Annotated in this window: 15 protein-coding genes and 1 pseudogene; 8 read left to right on the top strand and 8 right to left on the bottom strand. The window is 38.5% G+C overall.

Features of this window, described 5'->3' with window-relative positions:
- Positions 1–20: 20 nt before the first annotated feature.
- Entirely contained in the window at positions 21–293 is a 273-nt protein-coding gene (locus ACFIKB_RS00075; RefSeq protein WP_375635298.1) for a BolA family protein, read from the top strand.
- Between the two features lie 20 nt (positions 294–313).
- Here ACFIKB_RS00075 and ACFIKB_RS00070 read toward each other — a convergent pair whose 3' ends face one another.
- Both ACFIKB_RS00070 and ACFIKB_RS00065 read right to left on the bottom strand, forming a co-directional pair.
- On the bottom strand, positions 314–1,282 hold the full coding sequence (locus ACFIKB_RS00070; protein ID WP_375652519.1) for a tyrosine recombinase XerC: 969 nt from the start codon (positions 1,280–1,282) through the stop codon (positions 314–316).
- A gap of 3 nt (positions 1,283–1,285) precedes the next feature.
- Positions 1,286–2,107, bottom strand: a complete 822-nt coding sequence (locus ACFIKB_RS00065; protein WP_015857041.1) for a SapC family protein — start codon at positions 2,105–2,107, stop codon at positions 1,286–1,288.
- A 132-nt stretch (positions 2,108–2,239) separates the two neighbouring features.
- Between ACFIKB_RS00065 and rimM the strand changes: the two genes are divergently transcribed.
- From rimM to ACFIKB_RS00030, 7 genes are all read left to right on the top strand, one after another.
- Entirely contained in the window at positions 2,240–2,797 is a 558-nt protein-coding gene (gene rimM, locus ACFIKB_RS00060) for a ribosome maturation factor RimM (RefSeq protein WP_375635296.1), read from the top strand.
- A gap of 285 nt (positions 2,798–3,082) precedes the next feature.
- Positions 3,083–3,781: a tRNA (guanosine(37)-N1)-methyltransferase TrmD gene (trmD, locus tag ACFIKB_RS00055; RefSeq protein ID WP_015857039.1), complete on the top strand. Its 699-nt coding sequence runs from the start codon at positions 3,083–3,085 to the stop codon at positions 3,779–3,781.
- A 209-nt stretch (positions 3,782–3,990) separates the two neighbouring features.
- A complete protein-coding gene (gene rplS, locus ACFIKB_RS00050; RefSeq protein ID WP_375635295.1) occupies positions 3,991–4,431 on the top strand; it encodes a 50S ribosomal protein L19 in 441 nt (146 codons plus the stop codon).
- Between the two features lie 472 nt (positions 4,432–4,903).
- A complete protein-coding gene (sdhC, locus tag ACFIKB_RS00045; RefSeq protein WP_015857037.1) occupies positions 4,904–5,305 on the top strand; it encodes a succinate dehydrogenase, cytochrome b556 subunit in 402 nt (133 codons plus the stop codon).
- An 18-nt stretch (positions 5,306–5,323) separates the two neighbouring features.
- Positions 5,324–5,710 carry a succinate dehydrogenase, hydrophobic membrane anchor protein gene (gene sdhD, locus ACFIKB_RS00040; protein ID WP_375624899.1) on the top strand — a complete coding sequence of 129 codons (387 nt, stop codon included), beginning with the start codon at positions 5,324–5,326 and terminating at the stop codon, positions 5,708–5,710.
- A gap of 6 nt (positions 5,711–5,716) precedes the next feature.
- The gene (sdhA, locus tag ACFIKB_RS00035; protein WP_375635294.1) at positions 5,717–7,561 is read left to right on the top strand and encodes a succinate dehydrogenase flavoprotein subunit; all 1,845 of its coding nucleotides are present in this window, start codon (positions 5,717–5,719) and stop codon (positions 7,559–7,561) included.
- 15 nt (positions 7,562–7,576) lie between these two features.
- A complete protein-coding gene (locus ACFIKB_RS00030; protein ID WP_375635293.1) occupies positions 7,577–8,356 on the top strand; it encodes a succinate dehydrogenase iron-sulfur subunit in 780 nt (259 codons plus the stop codon).
- A 1,360-nt stretch (positions 8,357–9,716) separates the two neighbouring features.
- Here the strand turns inward: ACFIKB_RS00030 and ACFIKB_RS09720 are convergent.
- The 6 genes and pseudogenes from ACFIKB_RS09720 to ACFIKB_RS00005 form a co-directional block, all read right to left on the bottom strand.
- A pseudogene (locus tag ACFIKB_RS09720) lies at positions 9,717–10,704 on the bottom strand (integrase).
- Between the two features lie 946 nt (positions 10,705–11,650).
- The gene (virB11, locus tag ACFIKB_RS00025; protein WP_375652517.1) at positions 11,651–12,712 is read right to left on the bottom strand and encodes a P-type DNA transfer ATPase VirB11; all 1,062 of its coding nucleotides are present in this window, start codon (positions 12,710–12,712) and stop codon (positions 11,651–11,653) included.
- Positions 12,687–13,844, bottom strand: coding sequence for a type IV secretion system protein VirB10 (gene virB10 / locus ACFIKB_RS00020; protein WP_375644411.1), 1,158 nt, complete (start codon positions 13,842–13,844; stop codon positions 12,687–12,689). The genes virB11 and virB10 overlap by 26 nt, the downstream gene beginning before the upstream one ends.
- Positions 13,844–14,650, bottom strand: coding sequence for a P-type conjugative transfer protein VirB9 (gene virB9 / locus ACFIKB_RS00015; protein WP_375635291.1), 807 nt, complete (start codon positions 14,648–14,650; stop codon positions 13,844–13,846). The genes virB10 and virB9 overlap by 1 nt, the downstream gene beginning before the upstream one ends.
- Before the next feature lie 13 nt (positions 14,651–14,663).
- On the bottom strand, positions 14,664–15,365 hold the full coding sequence (locus ACFIKB_RS00010; RefSeq protein ID WP_375644313.1) for a virB8 family protein: 702 nt from the start codon (positions 15,363–15,365) through the stop codon (positions 14,664–14,666).
- Positions 15,362–15,505, bottom strand: coding sequence for a TrwH protein (locus tag ACFIKB_RS00005; RefSeq protein WP_375647001.1), 144 nt, complete (start codon positions 15,503–15,505; stop codon positions 15,362–15,364). The genes ACFIKB_RS00010 and ACFIKB_RS00005 overlap by 4 nt, the downstream gene beginning before the upstream one ends.
- Positions 15,506–15,629 lie beyond the last annotated feature (124 nt).

Raw genomic sequence — 15,629 nt, 5'->3', positions numbered from 1 at the left:
TTTTGTTTGAGGAATGAAAAATGTTTATAGAAACAATAATCAAGAGAAAGCTTCAGGATGCTTTTCATCCGCAAAAGCTTGAAGTGATTAACGAAAGTCATCTTCATGAGGGGCATCCTCACAATGAACATGCTTTTGATGGTAAAGGAGAAACACATTTTCGAGTGAAAATTTTATCTTCTTCTTTTTCCAATATGACACGCGTAGAAATACATCGAGCGATTTATAAAGTTTTACAAAAAGAGTTAGCTACTTGTGTCCATGCCTTGGCACTTGAGGTTGAAACACTCTAATTTTTTTGATGAGACGTTTTTTAGGAACGGGGATGGGCCTTTTGATAAATTTCTAACAAATGGTCTGTATCGACATGGGTATAGATTTGTGTGGTGGAAAGACTAGCGTGCCCAAGAAGTTCTTGAATCGTGCGTAAATCTCCTCCCCGTGATAAAAGATGGGTGGCAAAAGAATGGCGCAGTGTGTGAGGCGTTGCAGTTTCTGGTAAACCAAGGCTTGCTCGTAAGTTGCGTACAGTTTTCTGAATAATGGCGGGCTGTAGGGGGCCGCCTCGTGCCCCGCGAAATATGGGTTGGTTATCCACTAAAGGATATGGGCAACATTTGAGATAATTTTGTACAGCTTCGTAAACAATTTTGATGAGAGGAACAAGGCGTGTTTTGCCGCCTTTTCCTGTTATAAATAAACTTGTTTTTTCAGGATCAGAAAATTGTTCTGGTGTGAGGCTTAAGGCTTCTGATATTCGCATTCCACAGCCATAGAGAAGCATGAGGACAGCCGCATTACGAGCGCTAATCCAAGGTTCATTTTCTAGCTGGTTTTCTTGTTTGACTATGTGAAGTGCTGATTTGATCGCTAAAGGTTTTGGGAGTGATTTTGGGTGTTTGGGGCTTCGGATAAGTTGAGCCGCGGGAACATTGACGATTCCTTCACGTGATAGGTACTTGAAAAAAGAACGTATGCCTGCCACTCCGCGGCTTAAAGAGCGAGCACTTACATTGTTTGTACGCCGATAAGCAAGATAAGCACGCAAGTCACTGATGCGTAAAAGAGCAAGATCTGTAAGGGTTGGTGTATGGCTTAAGTGTTGACAGAGAAAAGACAAAAATTGCCGCGTATCACGTTCATAGGCTTGCACTGTTTGTGCCGACATACGACGTGTTTGGACGAGACACTCTAACCAATTTTTCCTTGCGTTTAAAATTGCATGGTCTGCTGGAATGAGAGGAATATTTTTATCTTTTCTCTTGTCGTTTTTGATAGGCATTATCTAGTTGAGAGTTTCTTTCTTTTTAGATTTTTCATCGTTAGAATGACCATTCTTGTTTTGGGGTTGCTCTTCACGATTGATAAGTTGCTTTTCACCTTTGAGAGAGAGTATTTTTAAGAGATTGTGCGTTGACATCAAATGCGCAAAAATTAATCCTAAAAAGCCATTTTTATGAAGCTTGGCAAGTTGGCTTGCTGATAATTTATTCAATTTTTCTTCATCAACAACCCAAAAATGTTCCAATTGCGCTGAGAGTCCTTTATCGTTTTTCACATTGATAGATTTCTGGCTTAGAAGATCCATTTCCACAAGAGCATCAATAAACTCAGAGGTTTTCTCCATAGCGATTTTAAAACTTTCAAGAAAACGAATACGTTCTTCCATAAAAGGAGAAATAGAGCCGTCGGAATTAAAAAGTTCTGTTCCTGCAACTTCGTTAAACATACCTGACTGTTGATCAAAGCAAACAGAAAGTTCTTTTTCATTGCTAATTTGTGCTAGAACAAAAGGATAGCGACGGACAAAAGCAGGGACATAAGTATTGGTTTTCCAACTTTTATCAGAAGCGATATAGTCATTTTCGTCATTAGAAAGACCTACAAGAGCCGCGGATGTGTAGTGCCGTTTTTTTTGTTCATCTTCGGCGCACATAAATAAAATGGGATAGTCTAGTGCTGCTTGAAAATATTCAGTACTTGCTAAAGGAACCCAGTGAGTATCCTTGGCAAAAGACATATCACTTGGAGGAGCAAATTTTAGATTTTTATGGGAAACTTTGTTGATTGGTGTGATATCTTTGTAAAATAGCATAATATTTGCCATAAGACTTTCTCCTTTATTAATTTGTTTTTTGTTACCAAGAAAGTTCTTTTAGAAGATTGTCTCATATGGCAACAAGATTGAATAGAAAACTATAAGATTAAAGGGTTCATTTTTGAGAGATAATATTTTTGCATGAAGTATAATAAAGAAAAGCTTAAAAATAAAGTCTATCTTGCCATTATTGGTATGCCTCATGGTATAAAAGGAGATGTTTTTGTTAAAATTCTAAGTGCTGAGCCACAGCGTTTCAAGTCCTACAGCACTCTTTATGATGATATGGGGCGTTCTTATGAAATTGTAACTCTTCGTATACAAAAAAATAAGGCGATTGTACGTTTTAGAGGGGTAGAAAATCGTAATGTTGCTGAGTCTTTAAAAGGTATTCGCCTTTATGTGATGCGTAATCAATTAATTGATGATCTGGATGAGGATGAGTTTTATCAAGTTGATTTAATAGGCTTGCGTGTTCAAGATTTTGGGGGAAAAGTCGTGGGTGAAGTGTGTGGTTTCTTTAATTTCGGGGCTGGTGATTTGCTTGAAATACGTTTGAATACGGGTAAAAGAGTTCTTATTCCCTTTAGTAAGGTGGCGGTACCAGAAATTTGTATGGATTCTGGTTTTCTTGTTGTTGATCCCATGGCAGCTGGTTTAAGTGATGGGGGAGACAATGATAAAAAGGAAATAGCTTGAATCTAAAAATAAAGATGAAGGGAAAAATAACTGATGAATTTCGTCAATAAAAAGTGGAGAGTGTGGAAATATTAAAAATGTACTTTTGAGTAGATATTGTAAACACTTTATCTTGAGATAGTCCTGAATTTTTAGAGTCTTTTTTTAGTGCAAGTATTTAGAAGGATCGTATTGAATATGACGCAGATCAAGGAGATTTATATTAACGCTATAGCGTTAAAAGTCTTGTTTGTGCTATTTTTGCTATTATAGAGTCTGTTTAAGAAAATAAGGATGAGAAATAAAATGAAGTTTCAGGCGCGCGTTTTAACCCTTTATCCTGAAATGTTTCCTGGTTTTTTAGGGTATTCTTTAGCAGGGCAAGCTTTGGAGCGCGGAATTTGGTCACTGGAGACGGTACAGATTAGGGATTTTGCTTTGGACAAACACCATAGCGTTGATGATACACCTGCTGGTGGGGGGGCTGGTATGGTAATGCGGGCGGATGTATTGGCGGCTGCTCTTGATTTTTGTCCACAGGATTCGCCAAGATTGTTGATGAGTCCACGTGGGCGCCCTTTTGACCAAGCTTATGCGCATAGCTTGGCTCGTGATACGGGTGTAACGTTAGTTTGTGGACGTTTTGAAGGGGTTGATGAGCGAGTCATAGAAGCACGAGAATTAGAAGAAGTCTCTATAGGTGATTATATTCTTTCAGGGGGTGAAACAGCTGCATTGGTTATCTTAGATGCTATTATACGTCTTTTGCCTGGAGTGATGGGGAATGCAGCTTCTGCGAAGAGTGAAAGTTTTGAAAATGGCTTGCTGGAACATCCGCAATATACACGTCCTTCCCTTTTCGAAGGGCGGGGTATTCCGCCTGTGTTGCTCTCAGGTCATCACAAAGCGATCGCAGATTGGCGTCAAAGTCAAGCCGAATTGTTAACACGTCAACGTCGTCCTGATCTTTATGCGCGTTATGATAAAAATCATCAGAAAACTTGATTCATATGATAAGGTGGTGTATTGCATGGCTCTCTTTTTAGAGAGTTTTTTTATAAAAGGTTTTCTGTAGTTCCAAAATTAAATGAAGGAATGGTGTATTCGCTCCTGTGTAAGGCATAGCCTAAAGAGCTCCTTATTCTTAATAAAGGCTTTTTTGGTAAGAGTTGAGCGCTCTGACTGTTCGATAAAGAACATGAAGGATAAAAGAAATGAATATTATCGCACAACTTGAAGCTGAACAATGTGCAAAAATTGAAGAAAAGCGCCAATTTCCAGCCTTTCAGCCAGGAGATACAGTCCGTGTCATGGTGCGTGTGACGGAAGGTACGCGGACGCGTGTTCAGGCTTACGAAGGTGTTTGTATTGCGCGTTCAGGCGGTGGGTTGAATGAGACCTTTACAGTACGCAAGATTTCTTATGGTGAAGGGGTAGAACGGGTGTTTCCTGTTTATTCTCCGTTGATTGAAGGTGTTGAGCTGGTGCGCCGTGGTAAAGTGCGCCGTGCAAAACTCTATTATCTTCGTGGTTTGAGAGGTAAAGCTGCGCGTATCGCTGAAAAGAGAGATTATCGGAAAAAAGCTGAAAAGGTTGTTGAGAAAGTAGAAGCAGCAGCTGTAAGCACAGATGTTGAAAAGCAAGTTGCTGAGTAAAGATTATATCGGCTAAACTTTATGCAAAAGCGGCATAAAAGTCGCTTTTTGTGTCTTTTGTGATTCGTTTTGTCTTTTAAAAGGCTTGGAGGGGACATAAAAATGTTTAATCTATCAATTTTTGCCTCTTTTTATTCTTAATAACGGGTGAATTTAGATATCATTGCATATATCGTGGATACTCAAAAAGATAAGTTTAATCTGAAAAAATGCCTATTTATATTTGAGAAAAGATGTTAGACCTTTGACGTGAAGATAAAATTGTATTAGATTAAGGCGAGTTTTGCGGATTATATCCGTGGAGTAATCGGTTTTTTTATGCGTGACCTTTAATCCGTTATTTGAGACAACCGACCTGTAATATTGGTATCTTGAGATGCCAAACAAGTAAAAACGAGATAATATATTTAGTCGTTTTATGCGGACTTTCTCGTTCATTGCGGTTGCAGTAAAAACCAGGTCAGGATATTTTATGACAGAAACAACTAGGATAAAAGAGCGCCCTCGTTCCCCTCATATAAGTATTTATCGTTGGACAATTACTATGGCTATGTCCATTGCGCATCGCGTTACGGGTATGGCACTTTATGTTGGAATGGTCTTTCTTGCTGTTTGGTTAATTGCTATTGCTTGTGGGGAGGAGACATTCAGAACGGTTCACGAGATTTATAGTTCTTGGTTTGGATTGTGTATCTTGTTTCTTTATACTTTGGCAGGGGTTCATCACATGGTTGGTGGTATTCGCCACATTGTTTGGGATATGATGCCTTGCCTTTTGGCAAAAGAAAAGGCAACAGTCACTGCTTGGGCGACAGTGTTTATCTCTCTTATTGTTACTTTTGTAATTTGGATTATTGGATATAGCGTTGTTTAGCTGGGGGTGAAAAGAGATATGAAAAAAGACTTTCGAACGGAACTTGGAAAAGTACGGGGGCATGGGAGTGCTCATGAAGGAACAGAGCATTTTTGGCTACAGCGTTTGACTGGGCTTGTCAATCTGCCGCTTTTGATATTTTTTATTGTTCTTATTCTTTCGCTTGTAGGCAAGGATTATAGTATTGTGCGTGCACGGCTTGCACATCCCGTTGTGGCTATTTTGATGGGATTGATGACTTTTTCAGTCCTTTATCATATGAAACTTGGTATGCAAGTGGTGATTGAAGATTATATTCCACGTGAAGGTTTCCGAATATTCTTTTTGACGTTAAATATTTCATTTTGTTTTCTTATAGGTGGTGTCATTATTTTTTCTCTTTTGAAAATTGCATTAGGGGGTTAAACAAGTATGGCGGGTACAGGATCATCTCTGGGCGCTAGAGCAGGTAACGCCCCTTATCGCACTGTAGATCATAAATTTGATGTTGTTGTTGTTGGGGCAGGTGGTGCAGGATTACGTGCAACACTTGGTATGGCGGAACAAGGATTAAAGACAGCTTGTATTACGAAGGTTTTTCCAACTCGCTCACACACGGTTGCAGCACAAGGGGGGATTGCTGCATCGCTTTCAAATATGGGACCTGACAATTGGCAGTGGCATTTATATGATACCGTGAAAGGTTCTGATTGGTTGGGTGATACCGATGCAATGGAGTATTTGGTGCGTAATGCACCTGCTGCTGTCTACGAATTAGAACATTATGGCGTTCCTTTTTCGCGGACGCAAGAAGGCAAAATTTATCAACGTCCTTTTGGTGGACATACGACACAATTTGGTGAAGGTCCACCTGTTCAGCGTACTTGTGCAGCAGCTGACCGTACAGGCCATGCCATTTTGCATACGCTTTATGGACAAAGCTTAAAGCATAATGCGCAATTTTTTATTGAATATTTTGCACTCGATCTTATCATGACGGATGGGGTTTGTACGGGGGTTGTGGCATGGGATCTCGATGATGGTACAATACATCGTTTTTCTGCCAAAATGGTTGTGCTTGCAACCGGTGGTTATGGACGGGCTTATTTTTCTGCGACATCGGCGCATACCTGTACGGGTGATGGTGGTGGAATGGTCGCACGCGCTGGATTGCCACTTCAGGATATGGAATTTGTGCAATTCCATCCGACAGGGATTTACGGTTCTGGCTGCTTAATTACAGAAGGAGCTCGTGGTGAAGGAGGCTATTTAATCAATTCTGAAGGTGAACGCTTTATGGAGCGCTATGCACCTTCCTTTAAGGATTTAGCTTCACGTGACTTGGTTTCGCGTTGTATCACACTTGAAATTCGTGAAGGACGTGGCGTTGGACCTAAGAAGGACCATATTCATTTGGTTCTCAATCATATTGATCCTGCAATCTTGCACGAACGTTTACCGGGAATTTCGGAATCAGCACGGATTTTTGCAGGTGTGGATGTAACAAAAGAGCCTATCCCCATCTTGCCAACGGTTCATTATAATATGGGTGGGATTCCTACCAATTACTATGGGGAAGTTCTCAATCCGACGGCTGATTCGCCTGATCGTATTCAACCAGGGCTGATGGCGGTAGGAGAAGCAGGATGTGCTTCTGTTCATGGGGCTAATCGCTTGGGGTCAAATTCATTAATTGATCTTGTGGTGTTTGGTCGTGCTGCTGCCATTCGCGCGGGCGAAGTTATTGATCGGAATGCAGAAATTCCACCCATCAATGAAGAAGCTGTTGACGAAATTATAGCGCGTTTTGATCGTTTACGTTTTGCACAAGGGGCGATACCAACAGCTCTATTGCGTGAAAAAATGCAACGCACAATGCAAGAAGATGCGGCAGTATTCCGTACAGAAGATTCTTTGCAACAAGGATGTCAACGGATGAATAAAATCTGGGGGGAATTGTCTGACCTCAAAGTTACAGATCGTTCTCTGATATGGAATTCTGATTTGGTTGAAACATTAGAGCTTGAAAATCTCATGGCGAATGCAATTGTGACTGTTCATTCTGCACAAGCTCGTTTAGAAAGCCGTGGCGCTCATGCTCGTGAAGATTATCCAGAGCGTGATGATAAAAACTGGCGTAAACATACGCTTTCACATTTGTCAAAAGAGGGTAAGGTGACGTTATCATATCGACCTGTCCATGTGGACCCGTTAACATCTGAAGCTGATGGTGGGATCGATTTAAAGCGTATTGCACCTAAAAAACGGGTTTATTAAGGGGAGACACGAATTATGGTACAAATTAAGCTTCCCAAAAACTCTCAAGTCAAACCGGGGAAGGTTTGGCCTAAACCTGAAGGTGCGACAGAGCTGACAGAATTTCATGTTTACCGTTGGTCACCAGATGATGAGAATAATCCTCGTCTGGATACTTATTACGTAGATCGTTCTGCTTGTGGTCCAATGATTCTTGATGGGCTTTTGTTTATTAAAAACCATATTGATCCAACTTTGACACTTCGTCGATCTTGCCGTGAAGGCATCTGTGGTTCATGTGCGATGAATATTGATGGAATCAATACATTGGCTTGTACCAAAGGGATGGATGATGTAAAACACCCCATTAAAGTCTATCCTTTGCCTTCCATGCCGGTTGTTAAAGATTTGGTTCCTGACTTGAAGCGCTTTTATGCGCAACATCGAGTCATTGAGCCTTGGTTGCAAACAGTTTCTCCTGAACCTGCGAAAGAATGGTTACAAAGTCACTCCGATCGCCAAAAAATCGATGGCCTTTATGAGTGTATTTTGTGTGCGTGTTGTCAGACTTCATGTCCAAGTTATTGGTGGAACGGTGATCGTTATTTGGGACCCGCTGTTTTGCTTCAAGCTTATCGCTGGATTGCGGATTCACGTGATGAGATGTGTGGTGAACGTCTTGATAATTTAGAAGATCCTTTCCGCCTTTATCGTTGCCATACGATTATGAATTGTGCGCAAACTTGTCCAAAGGGATTAAATCCAGCGAAAGCGATTGCTGAAATTAAAAAACTCATGGTTGAACGCCGCCTTTGAAAATTTATTGCTTGATGAAAATGAAGCGCAAGGTAGAAAATTGTATCTCCTTTTAGCAATTAAATCTCTAAAAGAAGATCGGCTGCTTATGAGGGTGCAGTAGCTATAATCATTCTAAAAGCGAAGTAATCTCTAAAAATTAAGCAATCCTTGTAGAAGCAATCCTTGCAATGGCTGAGCAGAAAACTCATAGTTGAATATTACTTTGAAAATTGACCGATTAACGAACAGTAAAAAGAAAAACAGAAAATTGTGCGTGTTTTTTGCGCTTCTTGAGGTTTAATCTCTAAAAATTTATTGGCTTTTATGAGGTGGTTACCATAGTTATTATTGCCTTTAAAAAGGCATTAGTCTTTCGGGTAAACTATACTTTAAATAGTGTTCTGTGTAAAAACAATAAAATCAATATGCCATGTGTTTTTATTTTATTAAATTCGTATCAAAGTTTTTATTTTAATGCAGATTCAATTAATCATTTTTTATAAAAATATAACTCTGTATAAATAGAGCACAAAAAATAAATGCTGATACAAATATTATAACGAATGTAAATTATTCATATGGAATACAAAGAAGTGATCATTATGACAGTTTGTCATTTTACGATACGTTTATTATAATATCGAAAACATTGCGAATATTCAGGGATTAGGAATTTTTGATAACATCATTTATATATTTAAAGGTCATATTTTTTATTTTAAAGATTGGATTGTTAATAGCATTAAAAAACAAAATTTATAGTTCTTAAAAAATGGAGAACTTAAAATTCCTATCTATTGTAGAGATAGATCATACAGTTAAGGGGGAAGTAATTTAAAATTATTGTAACGTCATAGATTTAAATTCATTAAAGAGCAGATAAGACGTTTGAAAAAATAGCAAATTTATAGGTTTCTCTAAAAATTTAGAAAACGATAGTAAGAATTCTAAGAACACATGTTGCGAATGTGGAATAAGCGGTGTTTGTAGGTTCGTTTGAGTTGAATAAATTCAATCATCAAAGAAAATATGTTGTATTTTGACGAGTTTCGGAGGTTTTGATGTTATATGTTTTTATCTATCAAAAATAGAGATTTCTAGATTTAGATCTTATTTATTATGTTAGGGTATTTCATTGTTCTTGTATGTATGCTTAAGAAAGTTGTTTAAGCAGTAAAAGTGTTTTTTATTTTTCAGCATAAAAGATATTTCTTAACATGAAAAAGAGGTTTCCAAGTATTAACGGTATAATCAGTCATTGTTTTGGTATTTATTCTATTGTGCCATAAAACACTATCGTATTTAGGATGTGGTAATTAAAGTGGTTTGAAATCTGCTAGGCGAGGGGGCGGATTGTTTGCAGATTAGTTTTTGCGTGTTAAGAGGCTTCGTCCTTTGAGGTGTGATAGGTGGAGTCTGTTAGCCAATTACGTAAACTAGAGCGAAATCTACGTGGACAGGTTTTTAGTCTAATCTCTCTTATATATTGTGATAGGAAATTCACATTAATAAGGACCACGATCGGTTACAGAAAAAAGAAATCATTGCGAAAAAACAAGCGTGCTTGTTTTAAAATTTTTAATGCTTCTGATCATAAGGGCACGCGAAAATCTCCTGTAGTATCACGCAGACCGTTCATATTCTCGAGCCAAGAATTGTCCATATATCCCCTTCAATCTGATCTTCACGAATTGATGCAAGAGATGGGTACGAGCACCTGTAAGAATAAGCAGACGCAAAGCCAGTTGTATCATTATTGTTGCTTTGCAGAGTGTTTGATAAAAATCTAGAACATTTCTCCAATTCATTGTCGGTTTATTAATGACTTTATGGCGTTGTTTCTCTAAAAGAGCTTTTGCTGTTGTAGCTTTTACCTATCAGATGGGAGTTAAGAGTATTACTTATCTCTCTGTTGGCGTAATCTCTGAAACCGGTATACAGCCTCCTAATTTTTGGGGAATATGAAGCTGTAAAGGTGCAAACCAGTTTGCATTTTGGTCGTCATTTTTAGTTCAGTTTTATGACTTTCAAAAGCGTCTAGAGTAATGCCTTTTAAATAATAGAGATTACGCATTGCTTTACGCTTTTGTTTCTTTCGTTCTTTAAAAAGATCATAACCCTTATGCAAAACAGAACGCCCAAACCAAATACATTTGGCTTGTCAATTTACGCGCTTGTTTTAAAGAACCCTCTCTTTAAAGTTCCCAAGCTCATTTCGCGACAGGGCTTGTGGATGGTATAATGGTAAAGTCCCGATGAACAATATAAAATTTGTAGAGCATTTCTATCTTTACACTTCATAAAAGAGCAAGCTGGGCGCCATTATACACTTTGCCAACTCCCAATGTTGCGACAGTTTTTGGCATTTGGGACGGTTTATAAGAGGCATTTTTAGTGCTTTTTTATACAGTTTCATTCTACACGGTTTTATTTATTTGGAATGTGCAAGAGACATGTAATGAGAGAATCCTACGGTACTAAGATCTTTTATTCAACATGCAGAATAATGAATACTCTTTATAAATCAATGTGATGTATCTTAAGAAGAGGGATTTTAAATCTGTGCTTTTAGGAATTTTCGTTTTTTAAGGTGCAGAGAAGAGAACAGGAATATTCAGAGTAGAGCTTACCTTGTGTAATCTATGGATATCGTCTTTAGGATAGGGACATAAGCCACGTGATATGGTTAGCAAAGCTTGCTTAAGAGAAATTTGGTTGTTTACGAACAGCCGGAGGTTAAGAATCTTTCTTCGTCCGAAGAAGACGTTGATATGCCACTATACTTTTTATTACCAAATAGAAAGTGGTTTATAGATGCTAAATCGAAATGATAGTTTATTTCGTATGAGGTTTTCCGTATCTGGAGATTGTTTGGTTAAAAAACACATTTATTAATCACTTGAAAATAGCACTTAGAATTTTTAAACGATAAGTTTTGGTCTTGATGACGATAATTGTTTGTGATGATCGAAAGTATCTATTTTACAAAGCTTTCATTGATAGGCGATTCAAAATTTATTCTTTTCTTTTGTTGAAATATTTATTTTATAGCTATTTTTTTTGCATCAAACATACCTTTATCAAAAGATAAATGGAAAAAATGATTAAAGGTAAGAAAATAGAGAGAGCCTTATGTATAATTTGGTTTTCTCATAAAGTTGTTGTCTATTAACTTTTTTCTTCTTTTATTCATGAAGAGTGTAGAAAATGCATTGGAGAAGCAAAGAAAATAGGGAAAGTTAAAAAATAGCCGTAACAATTAGTTACGGCTATTTTTTGTTTGCATCATATTACCGAGAGAGGAAGCTCCCCTTAAGCAATTTTTGATTTAGCAAAAATCGGGTCGTAAAAGACTTCAGAGAGTTTTCTATCTCTAAAGAACAACACTACGTCAACTGTTGTATAGAGAACGATTTTTATCATTTCTAACTCGAGTTGCCGGCCAACTTCTGATCTTTTAATCAAGGTGGCACATCGTTCAAATGTCTGCAAAGCGCTGTTGGCATGCGTTGTTGTAATCGATCCGGGATGACCAGTGTTGAGTGAATTGAGATATTCCCATGCTTCATTACCTCGCAATTCAGCGAGAAAAATTCGGTCGGGCGACTGACGCATACACGCATCTAGGCATTCTTCAGCTGAAACACGGCCTACATTATTACCATAAATCATATGTACATGATTGGGATGATTGGGTAGAAAAAGCTCATGAACATCTTCAATTGTGATAATACGCTCCTCTACAGGGACCTTTTCAATTAAAGAGCGAGCAAATGTTGTTTTACCAGATCCTGTCTTACCTGCAATAATAATGTTGCGTTTGTGAAAGACGCATTCTTGTAAAAATTCAAGAATTTTTCCATCACGTTTATGTTGCAAAAGTTGAACTTCAAATGGCTCCAACCGTGTGAAGTCCTGCTTCGATAACAAGTTATTTGCTTCTTTTTGCGAAGGTTTGTTAAAACTTACGTCGGAGAAATCATCAAATGCACCTTCTTCTTTGAGTTCTTCTAACGTCTTAACTATAAGAGAATGTTTACGAATTACAAAGGAAAGAGCACCATCAACGACAGCTGGCGTTTGTATAATTGTACCACGTTGTCCACCAGGCAATAGCACATAATTAATACTTTTGGGAGCCATACCGTTATAAACGATAATAGCTGTAATGAGCGTTTGCAAAAAAGTGGTTGTTAACTCTGGTACGCTATGTACTTGCCAACCCTTAAAGCTTTTCGTCCATACTTCACAGGGGCGGCAAATCGATAATTCAGTGATCGAGGGATCTTCTAAGAAACAATCAAGCGGTTGTAGAAGCTGAAAAACTGCTTGATCTTTCTGTATTGGGTTAACGTGTGACAAGACTGTAGACATCGCTGAAATCCAGATCACGAGCAACAAAAATATTTACTCGTTCGCCTTGGTTTTTGTAAAGTGTTGGTGTGATATTGATGGAATTTTGAAGAACATCGATTGCTATAGATTCAGGATCCTGAGCACCTTTATTTTGTGAGTTCTCTTTATTTTTTTTGCTGATTTTACTAACATTTCCTTTTACCCATTCTCCTAAATCACCGATTATGCTTACCATAATTGCACCACCAAATCTCTCCCAAAAGTGTCTATCAACCCAGCCACCAATACCCGCTTCACCCAGAGGACCTGTGCCAGGTGAGTCAAGATTGACAACAACACCAGAAGGCGTTTCGATGCGTAACCATTGCACAAACACACGCGTTTGTCCTTGTTGTATGCCACTTTGGTAAAAACCAACGACTTTAGAACCACGGTCAAGCAAAACAACACGACCACTTGTGGAATAAATATCGCGTGTTAAATGACAGGTCGTCATTCCGGGTTGTGATGTAATGATCTTTGTTTCTAACGTGCAATCTATTTGTGTTCCTTGCGTAATCAAAAAGTCACGGTTACGAAGTTGCACCGCATGTGATTGACCTAAACGTACGGGCTGAAGGTTATCAAATAATACGCCACTACCTCTATCATTATTCGATGCTTTATTATTTGTATCTGTAGATCCTTCGCTACCACCGCTGTTAAGGCTAGAACTGAGCATACGTTTGCGTGCTAATTCTTCAGAATCTTGGAGCATATGTGGAGGAATGGCTGTTTGAAGAAGCTTACTCAAAGCCGGTGGAATATCCAGGTTTGAATCTTCTATTTGTGCTGATTTTTCTGCTTCTTCTACAATCTTCGGCTCTTCTATAATCCGAGGGACATAGTTTGGTATAATTTGCTGTACTATTTGTTGTGGTTTTTCTTCCTCAACTTCCACGGTATTACGCATTTTAAAAGCTTTCCAAGTCAAGGCAATCGGTATCGTTACTATGACAATAAGTCCTACCACTAACAATGCACGGGTACCTGGAATTGTCGGACGACGTTCAGAACCTAGTTCCGACCCTCCATAAGTACCTTCAATATGTTTTTGCTCGACGTTATCCAGTTTTGTACCTTTTCCCTCTCCTTCCTTATTGTCAAACATCATTTTCCTCCTTTATTGATACGATAAACCACCGAAGATACTGTCCCTGTTGTGTTTGGTACGCCATTGGGGTCATAGGCTTCATTAAAAACAGCTAGAGCGCGTTTACCAAGTCGTATGAGCCATTTAGGATTGACCTTATGAACGGCGATAATATCATTAGAACTGCCGATAACGGTGCGTGGTATTAAGCTTTCATTGCCTTCAGCATCTACGACATAAATCGATGGCATATCCATGTTAGCGGGAAATTTGAAGTAAGTAATACGCCCATTGTCCCAAGCATTTATCGGAGCAATATCTTGATGACCGCTCATAGTATAACTGAGATTATAGCCTTTGACGCTTTGGTGAAAACCACGTTCAATCGCAAGGCGTCGGTTGTTTTCTTCTGACTTTTCATCATTTGAATCGGGATAATGGAAAGCTAATTCATATGTTGATCCTGCACGGTCATTTCGAAACTGTAGTCGGAATTTGTAACTCCGTTTGTCAGTTACAACGATGAGATTGGTATTGGCAAGTTCTGCTTTTGGTTTAATAAAAATATGCCGCCCTTTATGAGCAAAGGCATAGGCTTCTGAATCGCCAAAGGCATGAGTGATATACTGTTCACCTTCTTCAAGAATAATATGTGTTGCTACACCAAGAACTGTTTCAATTTGAACCACATCGGCTTCGTTATATGTTATATAGCGAATGCGGTGATCATATTGTGAATTTGATGGACTTTTGAGCGCCTGCACAGGTACCGTATAAAGAGAAGAAAACGAAGACAATAGAACAACGAACGCAAGTTTTTTCATAACAATCAATTCCTTAATCATTTAACAGTATTTCTGGGTCAGAACGGTAACTTGTTATTTGAAAACCAAGGGGGTTAAGCAATCGATCAGATGATTTCATGGGTGCACCGACATAGGTGTAACCAATTGTTGCAATCTGGTGCTGTTTTGGTCCGGTAGTAGCACCGCTGCTGTCAAGTTGCTGAGTCGTAAAACGTACAGTTGCTTGACCGAGTCCATTAAGCTGGATTGATCGTACTTTGACTGTGATACGTGCTTTATTGGAAAGCACTTTGTCCCGTGCATTTTCTCCATCATAGATTTTATAATATTCTTGTTGAACAGATGCCGCACTTAAAAGTGCTGTTGTGTCATAGTTCAGTTGAATCGTATCGTAGTCGTAATTTTCGCGGTTAAGCACATATTGGTTTAGCCAATATCTATCTACAACTTCACCATAGCTTTCTTTGTGTTCACGCATGACTGAGATAACATCAACTGCACCCGTCGTGTTATCAACGCGCAATACTAAGGGAGTTGGAGCTGGTTGAGAAAACCCAACGACTCCACATATCATACCGAATAAGCCAAAAAGACCAACAGTACTCGCTACACGCCATGCCGTTCTGCGCGATCTTATAAATTCATTAATAAGATCACGTTCTAAGCCACGGCTTTCTTCATAATAACTGCTAAGTTGTTCGGCTTTCACTGGTTTTACTTGTTTTGTTTTCATCTGTCTCCTCGCTTAATTTCGGCAGGGATTGTTTTATTAATAGGCACACGGTTCCTATCATTGGGCTGTTTGAGCTTTGGTGCTAATACACAAGCCGATAAAATGTTTGCAATCAAAATTACAAGAATGATATTTTTCATTTTAATATGACTCTTTTTTACCATTATATGCATCTTAATATTTATTATCATTATTATAATTTTGACACTAAAGTAAAGTGTATAGTTTGCGATAATTGATCTTTTCTTAATTTCATTTTTTAAT

The organism is Bartonella sp. MR110HLJHH, from assembly GCF_042194225.1.
Taxonomy (GTDB): Bacteria; Pseudomonadota; Alphaproteobacteria; order Rhizobiales; family Rhizobiaceae; genus Bartonella; species Bartonella grahamii.
This window is presented reverse-complemented; position numbering and strand designations above follow the sequence as displayed.